Source organism: Corynebacterium kefirresidentii, assembly GCF_016599755.1.
Lineage (GTDB): Bacteria > Actinomycetota > Actinomycetes > Mycobacteriales > Mycobacteriaceae > Corynebacterium > Corynebacterium kefirresidentii.
The window spans coordinates 1,247,367-1,268,749 of record NZ_CP067012.1; the positions used below are offsets into that span (position 1 = coordinate 1,247,367).

Annotated in this window: 19 protein-coding genes; 16 read left to right on the forward strand and 3 right to left on the reverse strand. The window is 56.9% G+C overall.

Features of this window, described 5'->3' with window-relative positions; all coding sequences use genetic code 11:
* Positions 1–33: 33 nt before the first annotated feature.
* From I6I12_RS06060 to I6I12_RS06070, 3 genes are read left to right on the forward strand one after another with little or no spacing between them, the layout of a single operon-like run.
* Entirely contained in the window at positions 34–978 is a 945-nt protein-coding gene (locus tag I6I12_RS06060; protein WP_200287397.1) for a phosphatidylinositol mannoside acyltransferase, read from the forward strand.
* A complete protein-coding gene (locus I6I12_RS06065; RefSeq protein ID WP_200287399.1) occupies positions 978–2,081 on the forward strand; it encodes a glycosyltransferase family 4 protein in 1,104 nt (367 codons plus the stop codon). Before I6I12_RS06060 ends, I6I12_RS06065 begins: the two co-directional genes overlap by 1 nt.
* Positions 2,081–2,542, forward strand: coding sequence for a hypothetical protein (locus tag I6I12_RS06070; RefSeq protein ID WP_086587568.1), 462 nt, complete (start codon positions 2,081–2,083; stop codon positions 2,540–2,542). The genes I6I12_RS06065 and I6I12_RS06070 overlap by 1 nt, the downstream gene beginning before the upstream one ends.
* 14 nt (positions 2,543–2,556) lie before the next feature.
* On the opposite strand, the gene I6I12_RS06075 is transcribed toward I6I12_RS06070, so the two are convergent.
* Entirely contained in the window at positions 2,557–3,870 is a 1,314-nt protein-coding gene (locus tag I6I12_RS06075) for a glycosyltransferase 87 family protein (RefSeq protein ID WP_200287400.1), read from the reverse strand.
* Between the two features lie 182 nt (positions 3,871–4,052).
* Between I6I12_RS06075 and I6I12_RS06080 the strand changes: the two genes are divergently transcribed.
* The 13 genes from I6I12_RS06080 (at position 4,053) to I6I12_RS06140 (ending at position 19,641) form a co-directional block, all read left to right on the forward strand.
* Positions 4,053–4,925 carry an acyl-CoA thioesterase gene (locus I6I12_RS06080; RefSeq protein ID WP_200287402.1) on the forward strand — a complete coding sequence of 291 codons (873 nt, stop codon included), beginning with the start codon at positions 4,053–4,055 and terminating at the stop codon, positions 4,923–4,925.
* Positions 4,926–5,018: 93 nt separating this feature from the next.
* Complete coding sequence (locus I6I12_RS06085; RefSeq protein WP_023021430.1) at positions 5,019–5,774, forward strand: YebC/PmpR family DNA-binding transcriptional regulator; 756 nt, start codon at positions 5,019–5,021, stop codon at positions 5,772–5,774.
* A 188-nt stretch (positions 5,775–5,962) separates the two neighbouring features.
* Positions 5,963–6,529: a crossover junction endodeoxyribonuclease RuvC gene (ruvC, locus tag I6I12_RS06090; RefSeq protein WP_200287404.1), complete on the forward strand. Its 567-nt coding sequence runs from the start codon at positions 5,963–5,965 to the stop codon at positions 6,527–6,529.
* A gap of 33 nt (positions 6,530–6,562) precedes the next feature.
* Complete coding sequence (gene ruvA / locus I6I12_RS06095; RefSeq protein ID WP_200287406.1) at positions 6,563–7,180, forward strand: Holliday junction branch migration protein RuvA; 618 nt, start codon at positions 6,563–6,565, stop codon at positions 7,178–7,180.
* Positions 7,181–7,205: 25 nt separating this feature from the next.
* A complete protein-coding gene (ruvB, locus tag I6I12_RS06100) occupies positions 7,206–8,285 on the forward strand; it encodes a Holliday junction branch migration DNA helicase RuvB (RefSeq protein ID WP_200287408.1) in 1,080 nt (359 codons plus the stop codon).
* A gap of 72 nt (positions 8,286–8,357) precedes the next feature.
* Entirely contained in the window at positions 8,358–8,720 is a 363-nt protein-coding gene (gene yajC, locus I6I12_RS06105) for a preprotein translocase subunit YajC (RefSeq protein ID WP_200287409.1), read from the forward strand.
* 237 nt (positions 8,721–8,957) lie between these two features.
* Complete coding sequence (gene secD / locus I6I12_RS06110; protein ID WP_200287411.1) at positions 8,958–10,850, forward strand: protein translocase subunit SecD; 1,893 nt, start codon at positions 8,958–8,960, stop codon at positions 10,848–10,850.
* Between the two features lie 2 nt (positions 10,851–10,852).
* Positions 10,853–12,013 (forward strand): protein translocase subunit SecF, encoded by a 1,161-nt coding sequence (gene secF / locus I6I12_RS06115; protein WP_200287413.1) that lies wholly within the window; start codon positions 10,853–10,855, stop codon positions 12,011–12,013.
* Between the two features lie 53 nt (positions 12,014–12,066).
* Positions 12,067–13,734 carry an ABC transporter substrate-binding protein gene (locus I6I12_RS06120; protein WP_200287415.1) on the forward strand — a complete coding sequence of 556 codons (1,668 nt, stop codon included), beginning with the start codon at positions 12,067–12,069 and terminating at the stop codon, positions 13,732–13,734.
* A 54-nt stretch (positions 13,735–13,788) separates the two neighbouring features.
* A complete protein-coding gene (locus I6I12_RS06125) occupies positions 13,789–14,334 on the forward strand; it encodes an adenine phosphoribosyltransferase (RefSeq protein WP_023021438.1) in 546 nt (181 codons plus the stop codon).
* An 87-nt stretch (positions 14,335–14,421) separates the two neighbouring features.
* Positions 14,422–16,710: a RelA/SpoT family protein gene (locus I6I12_RS06130; RefSeq protein WP_156900699.1), complete on the forward strand. Its 2,289-nt coding sequence runs from the start codon at positions 14,422–14,424 to the stop codon at positions 16,708–16,710.
* A 188-nt stretch (positions 16,711–16,898) separates the two neighbouring features.
* Positions 16,899–18,971, forward strand: coding sequence for a bifunctional metallophosphatase/5'-nucleotidase (locus I6I12_RS06135; protein WP_023021440.1), 2,073 nt, complete (start codon positions 16,899–16,901; stop codon positions 18,969–18,971).
* A 97-nt stretch (positions 18,972–19,068) separates the two neighbouring features.
* On the forward strand, positions 19,069–19,641 hold the full coding sequence (locus tag I6I12_RS06140) for a DUF421 domain-containing protein (protein WP_200287417.1): 573 nt from the start codon (positions 19,069–19,071) through the stop codon (positions 19,639–19,641).
* A 126-nt stretch (positions 19,642–19,767) separates the two neighbouring features.
* On the opposite strand, the gene I6I12_RS06145 is transcribed toward I6I12_RS06140, so the two are convergent.
* Entirely contained in the window at positions 19,768–20,070 is a 303-nt protein-coding gene (locus I6I12_RS06145; protein WP_200287419.1) for a hypothetical protein, read from the reverse strand.
* A 353-nt stretch (positions 20,071–20,423) separates the two neighbouring features.
* Entirely contained in the window at positions 20,424–21,284 is an 861-nt protein-coding gene (locus tag I6I12_RS06150) for a peptidylprolyl isomerase (protein ID WP_200287421.1), read from the reverse strand.
* Between the last annotated feature and the right edge of the window lie 99 nt (positions 21,285–21,383).

The window sequence follows — 21,383 nt, forward strand, 5'->3', positions numbered from 1 at the left end:
AGCACCACCGAAAAACCAGGAGGTTTTAACACCATGTGGGATAAAGAAGACCTCTCCGCGGCGGGCTACCTCGCGGGGTGGAAGGTGGTGCGTCGGCTGCCTGAGCCCATTGCGCGCACGCTGTTTCGGTGGGGCGCAGATTTTGCCAGCAGCAATGGCCGCGGAATGGAAGGCTTGCGCCGCAACCTTGCCCGCGTGGTGGGGCCAGAAAACGTTACCCGCGCGCTGGTACGCGATTCCGTTCGCTCCTATATGCGCTATTGGATGGAGGCCTTCCGCCTGCCGGCTATCCACGGCGATGCCAGCCTGCACGAGCGCTTACTCAGCGGCTTGGAAGGTCTCGAGCATTTTGATGCTTCCGCTCAATCCGGACGCGGCACTATTTTGGCCCTCCCACATTCGGGTAATTGGGACATGGCGGGTGTCTTCCTCGTGGGCCACTATGGCCAGTTCACCACTGTCGCAGAGCGCTTGAAGCCCGCAGTGCTTTTCGACGCCTTTGTGGACTACCGCGAAACCCTCGGTTTTGAGGTCCTTCCCCTCACCGGGGGCGAAGCCTCGCCTTTTGCTCGCCTCAAAGAAGTATTAGAAGCTGGCGGCGTGGTGTGCCTGCTGGCCGAGCGTGACCTGACTCGAAGTGGTGTGAGCGTAGATTTCATGGGGGAGGAGGCCAATATGGCCGCCGGACCCGCCCGCCTTGCGCTGGAGACTGGTGCCGCCCTCCATGTGGTGCACTCATGGTTTAAGGGAGAGGGCTGGGGCCTATCGGTGTCTCCGGAACTTGAGGTAACAAACGTACAAGAGACTACGCAACGCATGGCCGATGGCTTCGCTGCCAATATTCGCCGGCATCCGGAGGATTGGCATATGCTGCAGCCGCAGTGGAATGTCGATATTGAGAGGCGTCGGCAAGCGCGCGCCGCGCACAAGGCCCGTGATAGCCGCCACGCTGGTGCACGGCAGGAAGGCGAGAAATAATGCGGATCGGCATCGTGTGCCCCTACTCCTTTGATGAACCGGGCGGAGTTCAAGCCCATATCCTTGATCTAGCCACTGTATATATAGAGCAAGGGCACTATGTTCAAGTCATCGGCCCCGCTTCTGACTCCACGCCGCTGCCTGATTTTGTGGTCAAGGGAGGCCCGGCTTTTCCCATTGCTTATAACGGTTCGGTGGCCCGCCTGTCCGTCGGACCTCAGGTAACGCGCAAGGTCAAACGCTTTATCAAAGATGGCGACTTTGATGTTTTGCACATCCATGAGCCCAATTCCCCGAGCTTTTCCATGACCGCGCTGGCCGTAGCGCAGGGACCGTTGGTGGCCACGTATCACGCCTCCGCGTCGAGCTCGCTGGTCTTGACCCTTGCCAAGCCTTTCCTCGCGCCTTTTTTGGAAAAGATCCGCGGCGGTATCGCGGTTTCAGATATGGCGCGCCGCTGGCAGGTGGAGCAATTGGGCGGAGACCCAGTCCTCATTCCCAACGGCGTGGATACATCGGTATACGCGCAGGCACGGCGCCGCAGCCCAGCCAAGGCCCCCGGAGATCCTTTAGAAGTAGTCTTCTTAGGCAGGCTCGACGAGCCGCGCAAGGGGCTGGATATCCTGCTTCGTGCGCTCCGCCAGATAGACCACCCCCTCCGCGTTACCATCATGGGTGGCGGCCGTGCTCGCGAGGTAGAAGGCGTAGATTTTGTCGGCCGAGTCAGCGATGCCGAAAAGGCCGAGATCCTCGGCCGCGCCGATGTATACGTGGCCCCAAATACTGGGGGCGAAAGTTTCGGCATTGTGTTAGTAGAGGCCATGGCGGCCGGCGCGGCAGTAGTTGCTTCTGACCTTGAAGCCTTCCGCGCGGTGTGCAACGCCGATTCTGATGAGCCTGCCGGCGCACTCTTCCGCAATGAGGATAGTGAAGATCTGGCGCGCGTCTTAAGTGAGGTGCTTGATGATGCCGAGTACCGGGTTCGGCTGACACGCAATGGTGTCGAGCGTGCCAGCACGTATGACTGGGACCATGTGGCAGCAGCTGTTATGCAGGTCTATGAAACCGTCCAGGACGGAACCAAGGTGAGGGTGAAGCGCTAATGGCCATTGAAATTGCGCTAGTCCTCTTTCTGCTCATCATCGTGGGGTCCTGGGCGCTTTTTACCGCTCAGCGGCTCAACTCACTGCACATTCGCACCGATGCCTCGCTGGCACAGCTACAGGCGGCCCTAGACCGCAGGGCAGCGGTCACAGCGGCAGTGGCACCGGGCCTGGCGGCCCTGGCCCAAAGAGCCGAATCCACCGAGCTTTACCAAGGCCACTTCGAACCGCGCACGCTGGCCGAGCGGGAGCTTTCTGCCGCCATTGTGCGGGAGTTTCCCGCAGAGCGCCGCCCCGCTGCGCTTGCCGACGCCGAAGGGCGTATCCAGCTCGCCCACCGCTTTTATAACGAAGCGGTCAGCGATACTCGTGCTTTGCGTCTGCGCCCTGCGGTGCGGCTTTTCCATCTGGGCGGCACCGCAAAGCTGCCGGAATACTTTGACTACATGCTGGCTGAGTAGCCTGCTGAGCGGTTTTATGACCGAAGCGAGTGCCGGCCGCCTCGGCGGCGTAAAACCGGCTGTGCCAGGGCGCTTGGCGCGTGTGGCTGGTGAATTCCTGCGCGTTCCAGTTTTCCAGCCAGCGCCACCTCGAGCGCAAACCATATAAGCCCAATGATGGCCATAACCACGATGAGAATATTGCGGGCCACCAAGAGATACACGGGGAACATATTCTCGCCCACGTAATGCCAGATGTAGTCGTAGTTAAACGGATAGACCAAAGTACCCAGCGCAGCGGCGATAATGGCGCAGACCGCTAGCAGGCGCTGGACTACCCGCAAGGTAGTAAACCCTTGTGGAAGTCGCTGGCGGATCACCACTGCAAGCAGCGGGCCGAGCCAGACGATGTATTGCGGGGAGAAAACCTTATTGGTCGCGATAAGGAGCAAGACCATAACGCTAAAGAACGCCATGGTGGTGCGCGTGGTCCATCCGCCGGCACACAGCCGGTAGAGCGCCCATCCCACCGCAAACACCAGCATGATAATGATGGCTATGGTGCTCCACCTGATGGCGGTATCCACGCCGGGCCCGGAGATCTCAAAGCTCTTGGAAGCGGCGTAGCCCAAATCCCAGCGGCCGGGGTGGCGATGCGCTTGCAGCAACAGGAAGGTCGCCGGGATGGACTCCAACTGGAGTCCGCGCACGCCCTGGTAGTTTAAAGGTGAAAGTAAGCGTTCGGTGCCACAGGTGGCAACCGTTATGGCGCAGACTGCAATGATGGTGCAGAAGAAGACGAGCAGGCGTTGCCAGGTCGCAGACCTATTGAAGCGGCCCACTAAGCCTGCGGCGAGCACTCCGGGCCAAAGCTTCATGGTGGTGGCAAAGCCCAGTAACGCCGAGGCAATAAGGGGATGGGTAGCCAGAAGGGCGGCTGCTCCGGCGACGGCTAGGGAGGGGAAAATATCGAGGCGCCACACAAAGGCATGGCCTGCCGCGGTGCCGAAGAAAACCCAGAACCACGCGGCCCAAAAAGCGCGCGGTTGGGTGGGATGGTGGCGCAGCAGCAGGGCTAAAAACGCGGCGTCGACAAGCAGCGTCATGATGGTAAAGCCGATATAGAAAGCGGTGATATTTTCACCGGTGAGCCACCCCAAAAGCACCGTAGGCCACGTGCCTGCATGAGGGTACTCGGTCATTTGAGTTGGGTCGTCGCCGTAGATACCCGCAAAATAATATGCGACATCGCCCCTGGGACTGTGGTCAATCTTGAGTAGATATACAAGGCACAGGCGGGCGATAACCCACCCAATCCAAACTGCAGGAACAGAAGCGAGGCGTTTCACCCAAAAGACTTTATTCAAAGAGCGCTCACTTCGGTGGCGGACATAGTTTCTTCTAGAAAATTCTTCCACTTATGCCAAAAAATGGGGGAGAGATAATGAGAAAAGGAATCGGCGGCTCGGCCTTTTAGTAGTGTGGACGACAATTGCTAGCGGTAGTGATTTAGGACATTGGGAGTGTGGAGATGGCGGCCATCCGCGAGATTTTGGACATAGAGAAAACGGGAGCGGACGATGTCTTTAGTGGCCCGGCGGTGGAGTCGCGGATTGAGCGTACCTTCGGCGGACATATTGCTGGCCAAGCAGTGGCCGCGGCCCAACGCACCGTTTCCGGGAAAGAGGTTCACTCCCTGCACGGCTATTTTGTGGGGCCTGGTGACGCGAGCCGGCCGATTGAGTTGCGGGTCGAGCGCATTCGGGACGGCAGATCCTTTGCCAACCGGCAGGTACGCGCCTACCAAGGGGGCACGCTACTTTTCTCTGCCATGGCGAGCTTCCATCGCGATGGGGACTGCGGACCGCAGCACCAAGATCCCATGCCGGAGGTACCTGGGCCCGAAGAAACAGCTCGTTCCGGTGGCGGTGCGCCTTACTCCACCCGCATCATCCTCAAAGAGTGGGAGGAATGGGATATCCGCTTGGTACCAGAGGAAGGCCGAGACCCTGTGGCAGCGGAACGCACCGGTGCAGGATTTCGTCATATCTGGTTTCGCAATACCGTTGAGCTTCCGCAGGATCCGGCTTTCCACCGCGCCGCGCTGACCTACATGTCGGATATGACTCTCATCCGCTCCGCGCTCCTTCCGCATCAAGGAGAGAAAGTGCAGTTGGCCAGCCTCGACCATGCCATTTGGTTCCTGCGTCCTATTCGCGTGGATGAATGGCTCTTATATGAGCAAGTATCACCCTCAGCATTTCAAGGAACGGCAATTGCGCGCGGCAAGCTCTTTACGGAGGAGGGCGAATTGGTGGCTTTGGTCAATCAAGAGGGCCTCACGCGCTTCTTGGATGAAAAGCTGGGCAGCGGCTCCGCCCATGGCAATTGGCACAACGTGTAAATATGCCCCGCTTATAAGGGGGTCGCTTTCACGCATTCATGCAGCACACGTATAATTGCCACCAGTTTCAGCACCCGATTAGAAAGGGACTACATGTCAGGCCACTCGAAATGGGCAACTACCAAGCATAAAAAGGCTGCCAACGATGCAAAGCGTGGCAAGGAATTTGCCAAGCTGATCAAGAATATCGAAGTGGCGGCCCGCACCGGCGGTGGTGACCCAGCGGCTAACCCAACCCTTGATGACATGATCAAGAAGGCCAAGAAGGCCTCCGTCCCCAATGACAATATTGAGCGTGCTCGCAAGCGTGGATCCGGTGAGGAAGCCGGCGGCGCCGACTGGGAAACCATCATGTACGAAGGCTATGGCCCCAACGGCGTGGCCATGCTCATTGAGTGCCTTACGGATAACCGCAACCGTGCGGCGACCGACGTGCGTACCGCTATGTCTAAAAACGGCGGCAACTTGGGCGAATCCGGCTCCGTGGCCTATATGTTCACCCGTACCGGCTACGTCCTAATAGAAAAGGGCGAGCTGACGGAAGACGATGTTTTGATGGCCGTGCTAGAAGCTGGCGCGGAAGAGGTAAAGGACCAGGGCGAGAAGTTCGAAATCGTCTGCGCTCCGACGGATGTGCAGGCCGTTAAGGACGCGCTCAAGGAAGCCGATATTGAGGTCGATGACTCTGATAATGACTTCCGCGCTTCTGTTGAGGTGCCGCTTGATGCCAACGATGCCAAGAAGATTTTCCGCCTCATTGATGCTTTGGAAGACTCCGATGACGTGCAAAACGTCTACACCAACATGGACCTGTCCGATGAGGTACTAGCCGAGTTGAACGAGGGTTAATCACCTCTTCGCCGCAATAGCGGCGGCTATGTAGCGCCGGGAGCGCTCCGCGAGAATTGCTCGCCGGAGGCGCTGCCGGCGCTTCGCTATGGTGGGGTGGACTGCTACGTTTGTAGAACACCTGTGTGTAGTCCATAATGGGGGCAGTAGGCGGTGCGATAAGGCGCTGACATGACAATGGGGGAGAGATGAACCTAGAAGGAATGCGCGTGATGGGGATTGACCCGGGCTTGACGCGTTGCGGACTTTCCGTGGTTCAAGCTGGTCGCGGCCGAGCAATCCTCCCGGTTTCTGTAGGCGTGGTTCGTACCCCTAGCGATAAAGACTTAACGGAGCGCCTCCTGCGTCTTTCAGTGGCAGCGAAAGAATGGATGGATGACTATACGCCGGATGTGGTAGCGATCGAGCGAGTCTTCGAACGCGGCCAGGTCTCCACGGTCATGCAAACTGCCCACGTGGTAGGGGTGTTGGTGCTGGCTGCAGCTGAGCGCGATATTCCGGTGTATATGTACACCCCATCCGAGGTGAAAAAGGCAATCTCTGGAAATGGACGCGCCGATAAAAAGCAGATGACCACTATGATCACCCGTATTCTGGGGTTGACGGAGCCGCCCAAGCCTGCCGACGCCGCCGATGCACTCGCCTTGGCGGTGTGTCATTGCTGGCGCGCCCCTGCCATTGCGCGGATGGACCAGAATGGTCTTGGGCTTGGAGCCAAGACAAGTGGCGTGCGCGGACAAGCTAAGAAGCGGTAGAGAAATTTACTGAGAGAAAAGGATAGGAAGCCAATGATTGCTGCACTGCGTGGAGAGGTAATCCATATTGGGCTCGACCATGGGGTCATCGATTGTGCAGGTGTGGGATACAAGTTCTTGGCCGCCCCAAAAACGCTGGGCACTTTGCGCCGCGGGGAACCAGCTACGGTTCTCACCAACTTGGTGGTCAAGGAAGACTCCCTGACTCTTTATGGCTTTAGCGCTGATGAGGACCGCGAGATGTTCCAAGTTCTGCAATCCGTGTCGGGGCTCGGACCAAAGCTTGCTTTGGCGGCGCTTTCGGTCATGGGCGCAGGGGAGCTCGCAGCTGTAATTGGTGCGGAAGACGTGAAGGCGCTGCAATCTATCCCGGGCGTCGGCAAGCGTATGGCTCAGCGCTTAGCATTGGAGCTGAAAGATAAGGTGGCTGCCTTTGCGCCAAGCGAGCCCTCTACTGCAGGTGCCAGCGATACCGCCGTCGCGCCAGCCGGCGGGGCCGTGGTAGAAAGCGTGACGGAAGCGCTCATTGGTCTTGGGTTTACTGATAAGGGAGCGCGGCCTGTGGTGGAAGCGGCATACGCGGAGAACCCTGATGCCGATACGTCTTCCCTCTTGCGTGCGGCTCTAGCGCAGCTGGGCAAGAAAAAGTAACGGCAGGTAGGAAGGCTGAACAATCATGTCCGATATTGAGCGCACCGAATTTAACCTCCCCGACGGCGTCGACGCGGCGCATTCCTCGCAGCGCAATAGCGACGTCGAAGCGACCGCACACTCCGAGGAACATGATATTGAGCGGTCATTGCGCCCGAAGTCGCTAGATGAGTTTATAGGCCAGCCCAAGGTGCGCGAGCAGCTTTCCTTGGTGCTCAAAGGCGCTAAGAATCGCGGAGTTACGCCGGACCACGTTCTGCTCTCTGGCCCGCCTGGTCTGGGTAAGACCACCATGGCGATGATTATCTCCCAGGAGTTGGGGACCTCACTGCGTATGACTTCGGGGCCTGCCTTAGAGCGCGCCGGCGATTTGGCCGCCATGCTTTCTAATCTGATGGAGGGTGACGTGCTTTTCATCGATGAGATCCACCGTATTGCTCGTCCGGCGGAAGAAATGCTGTATATGGCGATGGAAGATTTCCGTATTGACGTCATCGTAGGCAAGGGGCCTGGTGCTACCTCCATTCCGCTGGAAATCCCGCCTTTTACCCTGGTAGGGGCTACAACACGCGCCGGCATGCTTACTGGCCCCCTGCGTGATCGATTCGGCTTTACTGCGCAAATGGAGTACTACGACACGGCTGACTTAACTCAGGTGATTAAGCGTGCGGCGCACATCTTAGACGTACATATTGACCATGATGCAGCGGTAGAAATTGGTTCTCGTTCGCGTGGCACCCCGCGTATTGCTAACCGTCTGTTGCGCCGCGTTCGCGACTATGCCGAGGTCAACGGCTCGGGTCTGATTGATCTTAGCGCGGCCCAGGGGGCGCTCGAGGTCTTCGACGTGGATGAAATGGGCCTCGATCGCTTGGACCGGGCGGTACTCGATGCCTTAATTAAGGGGCACGGCGGCGGACCAGTCGGCGTGAGCACCCTTGCCATTGCGGTGGGCGAGGAACCCTCGACGGTGGAGGAGGTGTGTGAGCCCTACCTGGTGCGTGCCGGGATGATTGCGCGAACAGGACGCGGCCGCGTAGCTACCGCCGCCGCGTGGCGTCACTTGGGGCTTACTCCTCCTGAGGGGGCAGCCGGCCTGTTTTAATTCCAGGCGCCAGCCTACTTGGTTAAGCATTCTGGTTTTTGTGTCCACTTCCGTCTGGCACACTAGGAAGCTATGGAAATCATCATTCTCATCATTATTGGCATCCTGTTCGTCATTCCCTCTTTCATGGCTATGCGAAAGCAGCGCCAGCGCCAAAATGATATGCAGGCCCTACAAAATTCCCTCAAGCCGGGCGATTCCATCGTTACCGCGGGCGGTGTGCACGGCGTGGTGCGTAACACCAGTGACAAGGATGTGGATCTAGAAATTGCCCCAGGAGTGGTGGTTACTTTTGACAAGATGGCCGTGATTCGCACCGAGCAGGAGGCCAATGAGCTCGAGCGCCCTGCGGCTGCTGAGGAAGCACAAGGCGATACGAAAGATAACCTGCCTGATGAGAATATCCCTCCGTTCGACGGCGAGGGGAAGAACTAACCCCGCCTTTCCTGAGAACTATCTTAGCGTTTGCTAGGTGGTGGGAACTTTGTGGAGCGTAGACCCCATCACACTTTGGGTCTTATCAGGCCCTCGTTAAGGAAAATTCCGTCTCATGACGTACGATTGTGCGTTGTTGACGTGCCTGCGCCATTCGGTCGGGCCGTATTTATTGTCTAAACACCCTGTTATAAGCAGCACAGGAGATTATCGTTGTCCGCATCACCCCGTCGCGCTATGAAAAATAGCCAACGCCAATGGCCGAAGCGCGCTATCGCGTTATTCGTCCTCATTGTGGTTGTTATCTATGCGCTTATCTTTCTTACTGGTAGCCGTCAAAGCACGCCGAAGCTCGGCATTGATCTGCAGGGCGGTACTCGCGTAACGCTTGCTCCGCAAGGCGAGGAACCCACTCAGGACCAGCTCAAACAAGCACGCACCATCTTGGAACAGCGTGTCAATGGTATGGGCGTTTCTGGCTCTGAGGTTGTCATTAACGGCAATACCCTGGTTATTACCGTGCCAGGAGAGGACGCTTCCCAAGCACAGGCCGTAGGTAAGACCTCGCAGCTCTTCTTCCGCCCAGTGGCTAAGCCATCCATGCCGGATATGGGCAAGCTCAATAAGGAACTAGAAGACATGGCCAACCGCTGGGTAAAGTATGGCGTGCTGAGCGCAGACGAAGCGAACAAGCAGATGGATCAAGGCGTCAAGGCCATCTCTGCGCAGGAAGCGCAGATGACCGGACAGAAGCCAAAGGAGAAGAAGGCTCCAAAGGTCAGCGCTAAGCCCCTAGATGGGCCAAGCAACTCCATTGAGCAGTCGAAGCGCCGTGATGAAATCACGGAGATGTTGCTCAAGGACCGCCAGTCCGAGGATCCGACGACCCAAGCCGCAGCTTCGATGCTGATGACCTGTCAGGGCGATACCGATCCGCTGGCTGGCGCGGACGATCCGGCTAAGCCATTTGTTACCTGTGATTATTCCAAGGGCAACCCGTACGTCCTCGAGCCCGCGCCACTTCTTAACGGCATCAAGGATGAAAATGGCACCCGCCTAACCGGCAATGAGATCAATACCAATGGTCCTATCGAAGGCGGTATGAACAACAAAACCGGCCAAATGGAGATCAACTTCTCTTTCAAGACCGGAGATGGACCAAATGGTTCCCAGACGTGGGCGGACCTCACCAAGGAACACCTCAACGACCAAGTCGCCATTACCCTTGACTCCGCAGTTATCTCTGCACCGGTCATCCAGGGCGCAACTCCAGTTGGCTCCGCAACCTCTATTACTGGTGATTTCAGCCAAGAGGAAGCACAGAACCTGGCCAATAACTTGAAGTATGGCGCACTGCCGCTGTCCTTCGCCGGTGAAAATGGCGAGCCGGGCGGTACCATTGAGTCCATTCCGCCGACACTGGGTAAGGCCGCCCTGCAGGCCGGCCTTATCGCGGGCCTAGTCGGCTTGGTACTCGTGATGGCTTATTCGCTGTATTACTTCCGCGCACTGGCCGGCGTCTCCCTCGTCTTCCTCATTTCTTCTGGCCTGTTGACCTATGGTGCCTTGGTGCTGCTGGGTCGTTGGATCGGCTACTCACTGGATCTCTCCGGTATTGCCGGTCTGGTCATCGGTGTGGGTGCAACGGCTGACTCCTTCGTGGTCTACTACGAACGCATCAAGGATGAGCTGCTAGAGGGACGCACTTTCCGCTCCGCTACGCAAAAGGCGTGGGAGCGTGCTCGTGCGACCATCGTGACCGGTAACGCGGTGACCCTCATCGGCTCCGTAGTGGTCTACTTCCTCGCCATCGGTGAGGTTAAGGGCTTCGCCTTTACCATGGGCCTGACCACGGTCTTCGACCTTGTCGTATCCTTCTTGGTTATGGCACCACTGATGCAGTTGGTGGGCCGCCGTCCAGCTGCAGCCAAGCCTTCGATGAACGGCCTTGGCGGTATCTACGCCTTGGTGGAAGAGCGTCGTGAACGCGGCTATTTCGGCTCGGGGCATCGCAAAGCAGGCTCCACTAAAACCTCCGCAACCAAGGAGGCAGCCACCACAGAAACGGCAGCACATACTGCCGCAGGAACCGCACGTCCCGTTGATGCTGCGGAAGATGAGGAGAAATAAGCATGGCTGTTTCGACTAAGCACAAGATTTCCCGAATGGACCGCCTCTACGAGGATGAGCGCGGTTATGACTTCATTGGCCGCACCAAGCTGTGGTACGGCATCACCGCCGCGCTGATCGTGGCGGCCGTGGCCGCAATCCTAATTCGCGGCTTCAGCCTCTCGATTGACTTCGAAGGCGGCACTACGCTGTCCATGCCGGCAGGGGACCTTAAGGAAGAAGAAGTAGGACGCGTCTTTGAAGATTCCACCGGCGTAGAACCCGAGCAGGTACATATCGTAGGCTCCGGCAACTCCGAGACCTTGGAGATTGTCTCCGAACGCCTCAGCCAAGAAGAGGTGAATGCGGCTCGTACCGCTATCTACGAGGACTTTAAGCCGAAGGATGAAGAAGGTAAGGCCACCCCGGATGCCATCGGTTCGTCCACGGTATCTGAGTCTTGGGGTTCTGCCATTACCCAGCGCATGCTTATCGCCATGCTGGTCTTCTTGGTAGCTGCCACCGTTTATGTGGCCATTCGCTTGCAGAAGAACATGGCTTTTGCCGCTATCATCGCCCTGATTGCAGACGGCGTGATTATTGCCGGCATTTATGCGCTCTTCGGATTCCAGGTTTCCCCTGCTGTCATTATCGGTCTGCTTACCGTCCTGACCTTCTCCATGTATGACTCGGTCATCGTCTTTGACAAGATCAACGAGAACACGGAAGGCCTGGAGGGACAGCGCAAGAAGACCTTTGCTGAGCTGACGAACCTGGCGATTAACCAGACGGTCATGCGCTCGATTTCTACCTCGGTGATTTCTGCGCTGCCGATTATCGCGCTCTTCGTGGTGGCCGTGTGGCTCATGGGCATTGGTACCCTGCGCGATTTGGCACTCATCCAGCTCATCGGTGTGGTTGAGGGTATTTTCTCCTCCATCTTCTTCGCTACGCCATTGGTTGTCACCTTCGCCAATATGTCCAAGAAGACTAAGCGCCACAATAAGCGAGTAGCGGACTACCGTGCTGGTAAGGATGAGAAGGGTGCTGCAGAAGATGACGCACCCGCAGCGGGGCGCACCGTGGTTTCGCCAGTAAGTGCTCAGTCCACCCCGGCTGGCAATGAGGCCGAATCGGCGGAGTCCACCGGACACCCTGGCGCAACGTGGCGGCCAGGCAGGTAACTTCCGGTAGTAAATTTCAGGCGGATCGCTAGCTGAAGTGAGGGCACATAACCATGCTTAAGGAAAAGAGCAGTTCTGGAGGACGTCATAGGGGGAGGCGGGCCCTTGCTTCATGCGTATCCGCACTCGCCCTGGCTGCATCTGCCTGCAGCGGGCAGGGTGGCGAGGATGAGTCTTCGGCTGCGCCCCAGGAACCAGAATCCTATGGATACTTTGGGTACCAGGTAAATTCCCGTCTGGCCACTACCAACGCAGGCACCTCCTTTGGTTCTGCCAGCTCCGCCGGACTGTTGTCCACGCGCCTATATCCTGGCCTTTTCGTACCTGGTCCCGCGGGCGAATTGATCCCCAATGCAGACCTAGTAGAAACGGAAGAGCTCCCGCCCGCTGAGGGCAGCGACCAGCGCAGCGTCCAGCTGACCTTGGCCGAGGATGCCGTCTTTTCCGATGGCACTCCCGTGACCTGTGATGATTACTATTTGACTTACGTTGCCGGCACCCATCCGGCTGAATTCGCCTCCCATATGCCGCTGATGAATGACATTGCGAATTTCAGCTGCGAACCCCACAGCAAATCGTTTACGTTGACCTTTAATAAGGATCAGGGGCAGCGCTGGCGCCATATGTTTGGCGCCGGAACGGTCATGCCCGCCCATGCGCTGGCAGAAAAGGCTGGGTTGAGCCTTGAGGAGCTTAATGCGGCGCTGGCAGCCGAAGATATGCAGGCGCTAGATCCAGTTGCTCAGGCATGGCGGTATGGCTTTTCCGTGGCAAAGGATCAACTCGATCCAAAACTGCAAGTGTCTTTTGGCCCCTATGTCATCGACAAGATAGGCGATGAGGGCGAGGTTATCCTCAAAGCGAACGAAAAATACTTTGGGGATGCGCCAGCCGAGGACCACGTTGTGGTGTGGCCAGCGGATGCTGACGCGCACAAGCTGGTAGATAAGGGGGCACTGCGCGTGGTCGACGCCGCCAATGCAACCCCTGACTGGCTTGACCGGAATCAAAGTGAGTCAGGGGAGGACTCCTATGAAGCTACCCCAATGGTAGGCGAGCTAACGGATACGCTGACGCTGTCTGAGGCTGGGGTATTCGCCGAGCCGTGGGCGCGCGAGAGCTTCGCTGCGTGCGTCGATCAGCAGGCGGTGGCTCAGGCAAGCTCCGCGGCCTCTGGCGTAGAGGTGCCACCGGCTTATGTGCGCACCGTTTCCGTCACCAACCCGGTTGCCGGCGGCCTCGACAAAGTGGGTAAGGAGCACCAGGGTACCGATCTGGCGCAGGCGGGGAATCTGAATGGAACGACCATCAAGGTCGGCTACTTAGGACCGGATAAGCGTTACGCAGCTATGGTGGAACAGCTCCGTGCATCCTGTGAGCCGGCCGGAATCACCATCGAGGATGCGTCTGCGGAGTTTATGTCTCAGCACTACCTGGAAATGGATCCAGAAACCTGGGCACCTACCGTCGACGCTTTCCTTGGACCGGTAGATCCTCAGACGGAGTACTCCGCGGTCGAAGCTAGTATGAAAAACTCTGCGGAGCTTAAGAAGACAGAAGAAGCTTTGTGGAAGGATATTCCGTCCATTCCGCTCTCCGCGCAGCCGCGTGTCTTCCTCGTCCGCCGCGACGTGGAAGGTGTCCTGCCGTACACTGGCGTCTCGGGCATCGGTTGGAATATGGATCGCTGGCGTAGCACCGCTCCAACCGAAAAGAAGTAGGACCCGCAACAGCGGCCGTTAACGACCTCTCGCAATTATTTCTCAAGGAAGATTATGAGTTCGCACTACGAATCAGCAGCACAGGCTCTCAAGGATAAGGTTCGCCTCGTTCAAGACTTCCCAGAGGAGGGTATCCTCTTCGAAGATCTCACCCCAGTTTTGGCAGACCCAGAGGCTTTTCGCACCGTCGTAGACGGCTTAGCGGCCGCCTGCGAGGAACTGGGCGCGGAAATGATCGGTGGCCTAGATGCCCGTGGCTTCCTCCTCGGCTCGGCCGTGGCCTACAAGATGGGCCTGGGTATCCTAGCCATCCGCAAGAAGGGCAAGCTTCCTCCTCCGGTATACACCGAGGAATACGAGCTGGAATACGGCTCGGCGGCGCTGGAGATTCCGGCCAGCGGCGTCGACATCAAGGGCAAGCGCGTAGTGCTTGTCGACGACGTCCTAGCCACCGGTGGCACCCTCCATGGTGCGAAACTTCTGCTCGAGTCCGCGGGTGCCGAGGTTGCCGGCAACGTCGTTGTGCTGGAAGTCAAAGGCCTCAATGGGCGTGAGCGTTTATCCGGCCCGCCGCTCATTGTGCTAAATGCCACAGACTAAGATGAAGTGTCTAAGCTAGATCCCACGATCTAGACGAATATGAGGCCAATATGGCCCGTGGCACTGTGAAGGGCGGTAGAAATGGCCATGGATAAACCCGTAAAGCGCCAGACCGGCGGCGGTATGCGTAGCATGTCGGCTCGCCTTGCCCGTTCGCTCACAGGCGGCCGAGTCAGGGTGAATCCGGTGCTGGACCCGCTGATGTCCATCCACCGCAAGTTTCACCCTAAGGCCGACTCAGACCTGCTCAATCGTGCTTATAACACCGCCGAGCGTCTGCATGAAGGGGTTTTCCGCAAATCTGGAGAACCTTATATCACCCACCCACTTGCCGTTGCTACGATCGCTGCGGAAATTGGTATGGACACCACCACCATCGTGGCAGCGCTCTTGCACGATACGGTGGAGGATACGGACTACTCCTTAGACGACCTCACCAGGGATTTCGGCCCCGAGGTGGCCCGGCTGGTTGACGGTGTGACGAAGTTGGATAAGGTGGCGCTGGGCTCGGCCGCAGAGGCGGAAACCATCCGCAAGATGATCGTAGCCATGGCCACTGACCCGCGCGTCTTGGTCATTAAGGTAAGCGACCGCCTGCACAATATGCGTACGATGCGGTTCCTCCCGCCCGAAAAGCAGGCCAAAAAGGCGCGCCAAACCCTCGAGGTTATCGCTCCATTAGCTCACCGCTTAGGCATGGCCAGTGTGAAGTGGGAGCTGGAGGACCTATCCTTTGCCATCCTGTACCCCAAAAAGTACGACGAGATTGTGCGCATGGTGGCAGACCGCGCCCCCTCGCGTGACCGCGCGCTCAAAGAGATCATTAGCCAAGTTAGTGCGGCATTGAAGGAAAACGGCATTGAAGCTGAGGTTATGGGCCGGCCAAAGCACTACTGGTCCATCTACCAAAAGATGATCGTACGTGGCCGCGACTTTGCAGAGATTTTTGACCTAGTGGGTATCCGCATCCTAGTAGAGGATGTCAATAGCTGTTATGCCGCAATTGGCGTGGTTCACTCGATCTACCAAGCTCTGCCCGGGCGCTTTAAGGACTATATTTCTTCGCCGCGATTTGGTGTCTATCAATCGCTGCACACCACAGTGCTAGGCGATGGTGGTGCCACGCTGGAGGTCCAGGTACGCACCCACGAGATGCACTACAATGCCGAATTCGGCGTGGCCGCTCACTGGCGCTACAAGGAAACCAAGGGCAAAAACTCGGGCCACCAAGAAGAAGTGGACCAGATGGCGTGGATGCGCCAACTTCTGGACTGGCAGAAGGAAGCAGCTGACCCTAATGAGTTCCTAGACTCCTTGCGCTATGACCTTACCGCTAAGCAAATCTTTGCCTTTACCCCTAAGGGTGACGTAGTAAATCTGCCCGCAGGTTCTACTCCGGTGGACTTTGCCTATGCAGTACATACCGAAGTGGGGCATAGGTGTATCGGTGCCAAGGTCAATGGCAAGCTGGTAGCACTGGAATCGAAGCTAAAATCCGGTGACAAGGTTGAGATCTTTACTTCTAAAGACCCTAACGCAGGCCCGTCCCGTGATTGGCAGGACTTTCTGGTATCTGCACGCGCTAAGACCAAGGTACGGCAGTGGTTTGCCAAAGAGCGCCGCGAAGAACATTTGGAGGCAGGGCGAGATGCCCTAGCCACTGAGGTCCAGCGAGGCGGCCTGCCGATGCACCGCCTGTTTACCGCCAGATCTATGAAGCAGGTGGCGGAGCAGCTGCACCACGCTGATGTCGATTCGCTGTATACCGCCATCGGCGCGGGCCAAGTATCTGCGCAACATGTTGCCAATCAATTGGTTGCCATGTTTGGGGACCAGGACGATGCAATTGACACTTTGGCCTCGCGCACGCCGCTGTCTGAGATTGAAAATTCCCGTGCCCAGCACACCGAGGACTCCGCATCGGGCACCGGCATCTTGGTGGAGGGCAGCCCTGATGTAATGGCCAAGCTCGCCAAATGCTGCCAGCCTGTACCAGGCGATACCATCTTTGGTTTCGTAACCCGAGGCGGCGGAGTATCAGTGCACCGAGCCGACTGCACCAACGCGGAAAAGCTCAAAGCAGAACCCGAGCGCATGCTAGAGGTGGCCTGGTCTTCTGGGACCTCCGCTACCGGTGCTTTCTCTGCGACGTTGCAATTGGAAGCCCTTGACCGGCAAGGCCTTCTTTCAGAGCTCACCCGCGTTATGAGTGATGAGAACATCAACGTTTTGACTATGAACTCCAACCGGGGAGATGACCACATTGCGACGGTTAGGTTTACGTTCTCGGTGTCAGACACCAAGCAGCTGGGCACGTTAATGACGACCTTGCGCAATACGGAAGGCGTCTTCGACGTTTACCGAGTAACTGCTTAGCGCGCTTTCTCCTTACCCTCAAGGAGGGGCGGGGCAAGCAACGCGAAGGCTTCGGGCTGGTTACCAGTGTATGAATTTTCGGCTTCTGCCAGGTAAATCCCCAGCAAGCGAGCTTAGTTTCTCCTGCCAAGTTGTTAGTAAAGCGATATAAATTATCCTGTTGCTTTCTACAATCTAGGAGTATTTCAATGCAGTTTCGCCGCATCGGCCAACTTGTGGCCGCCACTACCGTATCCGCTGTAGCTCTCTCCGGCGCGCAGGCGGTCGCACAAGAAAACAAGACCACCATCTCTGTCACCAATATCACCGATATTCACGGTCACTTGGAGGACAAGATCGGCGACCCAGCAAAGGCCGGCGATGAAATTGGCGTGGCTCGTTTGCAGTCCCTAATCAAGCAGGTGAATGAAGGTCAGGAATTCAACCTGACTTCTTCGGGCGATAACGTAGGCGGCTCTGCCTTTGTATCTGCAATTTCTGATGACAAGTACACCCTTGAGGCTCTCAATCAGATGGGCATGAAGGTATCCGCAGTGGGCAACCACGAGTTTGATAAGGGCACCGAGGATCTAACCGAGCGCATTCAGCCGAACTCCACGTATCCCATCTTGGGTGCCAACGTGCTGAAAGACGGCAAGCCCTTGCTTAAGCCTTCTCACGTTGAAGACGTGGACGGCGTCAAGGTGGGCTATGTCGGAACCGTGACGGAAAATACCAAGTACAAGGTATCTGCGGCCAAGATCCCGGGCGTTACCTTCACGGATCCAGTAAAGGCAACCAATGAAGAGGCCGCCCGGCTAAAGGAGTCCGGCGAAGCGGACGTTGTTGTCGCCCTTTTCCACGAGGATGCCCAAGAATATGCCGAGGGCTTCAGTAAAGACGTAGACGTGCTTTTCGGCGGCGATACTCACCAGCGCACCAAGGGCGAAGTCCCGCGCGAAGGTGCACTCCCGTTGCAATGGGCGCAGGGGCATGAGTATGGCAAGTTGCTTAACGACGTCGACATTACCTTTGACAAGTCCGCCAAGAAGGTAACCGACATCAAACTCAGCCAGTACGATGCTACCGACGCTACCGCTGTCGAGCCGGACGCTGGCATTGCAGCTGTGGTGGAAAAGGCACAAAAGGAAGCCGAGGTAGAAGGCTCCAAGACTGCAGGAAACGTCAAGCAGGACCTGTTCCGTGGCTCTGACAAAGGCGCAGAGGCAGGCTCCAACCGTGGCGTAGAATCCACCCTCAATAACTTCATCGCAGATGGCCAACGCTATGCCATGAGCAAGCAGGTAGGTAAGGATATCGAGATCGGTGTCATGAACGCCGGTGGTGTGCGTGCTGACCTGAAGGGTGGCGACGTTACCTACAAGGACATCTTTGAGGTGCAGCCGTTTGGTAACTCCGTGATTACCGCAAAGATTTCCGGCGAGGAGTTCATCAATGCTTTGGAAAACCAGTGGCAGGAAGGCAGCCGTCCGCGCTTGGCCATGGGGCTTTCCAATAATGTGCAGGTGGTCTACGACCAGAAGGCCAATAAGGGTGAGCGGGTAAAGTCCGTGACCATCAACGGCGAACAGATTGACCCGAAGAAGGATTATTCCATCGCGTTGTCGTCCTTCCTTGCTTCTAGTGACGAAGAAGCCGGCGGCGATGGCTATTTCAACGCTGGTTCCATCAAGGACAAAAACGATGTGGGCTACATGGACACTCAGGCCATGATTGACTACATCAAGTCGGGTGAATCTGAGGTCCGCACCGGACAAGGTCAAATCGGTGCCCACGTTGAAGGTGAGGTGAAGCCGGGTAAGGAAATTACCGTCAATCTGTCTAGCCTTAATTACTCCACCGAGGGTGAGCCGATTGCCAAGAAGGCAACCGTGAAGTTGGGTGACGCTGAGCAGACCGTCGACATCGACAACGCTGCCCAGGAAGGCGATGCGCAATTTGGCGAGCGCGGACGTGCAACGGTAAAGCTCACCGTTCCAGAAAACCTCAGCGGCAAGCAAAACCTCGAAATCACCACTGACGCCGGCACAAAGGCAACTCTGCCTATCGAGGTAAGCGGCGAGGGCTCCCAGGAGCCGGGTGCTAAGCCCGAGCCGAAGGGTTCCTCCTTGTCCTCTAACGGTTCTTCCATGGGCAGCGCAGTATTTGCCATTGTTGCGGCGCTGGTAGCTGGTGTTGCGGTTGTGGGTATGAACCCGCAGATTCTTCCTGCCCCAGCGCGCAAGATGATTGAGGACCTGCGCAAGCAATTCCACCTCTAAGCCATCACGGCGCTAGGCGGAGCGGTTCTTCCTGAACGGGGGAGTATAGCTCCGCCTTTTCTGTATGCCGTGCAGCAGCCAGGTAACCTAATCAACCGTGGATACTCTAGACCTCTTCCTGCGCGAAATTACCTATCAACTAGGCATTGAATGGCACCGTATCCCCGTTGTCGTATTGGCCACTTTGGGCATTTATCTATCCTTCATGGTCCTAGTGAAGATATTTGGCTCCCGGGTCCTTACTTCCATGACGGCCTCAGATGCCATCATCATCATTATGTTCGGCGCGGTTGCAGGCCGTGTCATTGTGGGTAATCCACCGACCCTGGCCGCCGGCGTAATCGGTTTGACTACTCTGATGGCTCTAGAGGCCGCGTTCGGTACTATCCGCAAAGTGGTGAAGTGGACTCGCTTTCTTGACCGGCGCCCAGTTCTCCTAGTATTTCGCGGGAAAATGGTTGAGGATAACTTGAACCTGGCACATATTACTAAGTCAGATATCTATTCTGCTGCCCGCAAGGCAGGCATTAGCCGTATGCAGGACGTACAGATTATGATCCTGGAGCCCACGGGTCATATCTCTGTCATCAGGGTCGGTCAAACAATCGATCCAGAGCTTTTCAAAGACCTCGTAGGGTCCGAGTACATTGAAGACGCCAAAGAGTCCTAGAAGCATTCCTAAGACTCGAAAGCACTAGCGTCGAGCAGTTCTTCCGATTGCTCAAAAGCCTACAAAAAAGCCGCTGCATTCCCATTTGGAATGCAGCGGCTTAAGAAGCGCTATGAAGCGGTGACCTTACTTGTTGCCGAAAGGCAGGTCGAGGTACTTGTTTGCGAAGGCGAACAGGGTGCCCAGAGCGCCGATGACGGAGGTAACAACGCCGATCCAAGCCTTGATTTCCTTAGGATCCATATCCTTGATGGAGGAACCCTCCTCGGTCGGCTCAGCGCCATTGGTGGTGGTCGCAGCGGCGGACTCCTTGTTCTCGGTGGAGGACGCTGGAGTGGTCTCGGCAGCGGTAGCAACGGTGGTGCCAGCGAAGGTCATGGACAGAGCGGTTGCGCCGGCAACGAGTGCCTTGCGGGAGAAAAGCTTCATTTTTGATTCCTAACAAGCTTGGTGCGTTCAAAGACGTTTCAAATACTAGACAGGCTGACAGGCTTCCGCAACAGTATTGGCAGGTCTCTGTTTACTCGCTGAAATATCTGAAAGTCTGCTGTGTGCTGCAAGTTTACTCTTGTGGCTAGTGTGAACTAGGGGAATTTTAGAGGCTTAGTGTTTCTGCAGCTAAGGGCTCATATTCAGGCTCAGGTTAAATTAAGGAAAGTAAAAGCCCCGGCGCGTCCGTACGTTGTGAAAGTGACGAATGCGCGGGGCTTAACCCTTGCCCCCGTTAGGGGGTGTGCGGTGGTGGCAGGGGGAGGCGTCGCCAAGCAGGGCTTTTAAAGCGCCTAGGCCTTGACGGTTGCCTTCTTGATCTTGACTTCCTTTGCTGGCTTGCCGTCTGGCTGGCCGCCTTCGACACCGTTCTTGGCAATCTTGTCCATCGTCTTCATACCTTCATCGGTAATGGTGGCGAAGTAGGTGTAGTTCGGGGTCAACTCAGAATCGTCATAGTTGAGGAAGAACTGAGAACCATTGGTGTCTGGACCGCTATTTGCCATGGCGACGGAGCCGCGCGGGTAGATAACGGGGTTCTGGGCATCCTTCTCATCCACCTCGTCGGTGGGGTACTCATCAGCGAAGCTGAAGCCAGGGCCGCCGGAACCGGAACCGGTCGGATCGCCACACTGCAAGACGTTGAGACCACCCGAGGTCATACGGTGGCAAACGGTGTTGTCGTAGTAGCCAGACTTTGCCAACTCAGAAATTGCGTTGGTGGCACACGGCGCCTTGGCACGATCCATCTCCATCTCAATGGTGCCCTGAGAAGTCTCAAAGGAAACGGTAACGGTGCCCTTGGTGGAAATATCCTTTCCATTCGGCTTAGTCGCACCATTGGAATCTTGACCGGTGTCCTCGTACTTACAGGTCACGGTATCCGGCAGAGCCTTTGCACGCTTATCTGCAACGGGCTGTGCCTGTGGGGTTTGCTGCGAGGTCTCAGCTGCGGAGGACTCCTCAGCCTGTACCTTCTCATCGTCGCCTTCGCGGGTCGACAAGTAGTAAATACCGCCTACCAGGGCGAGGATTACTACGAGGGACGCGAAGACAACGCCCAGCGGGCGTGTCTTTTGCTTGCGTTCGCGGGATTTTAGCTCGCGCTCGAGCTTGCTCAGCGCCTCTTCGCCGCGCTTTTTATTATTTGGCACCGGGAGTCAACCTTTCTAGCGATTTTCGGTGGCATGATTCAACCTGACCGAGTTTAGCGGTTCCATACTTCGAAGAAAGCGTGGGCACGTAAATCGGGC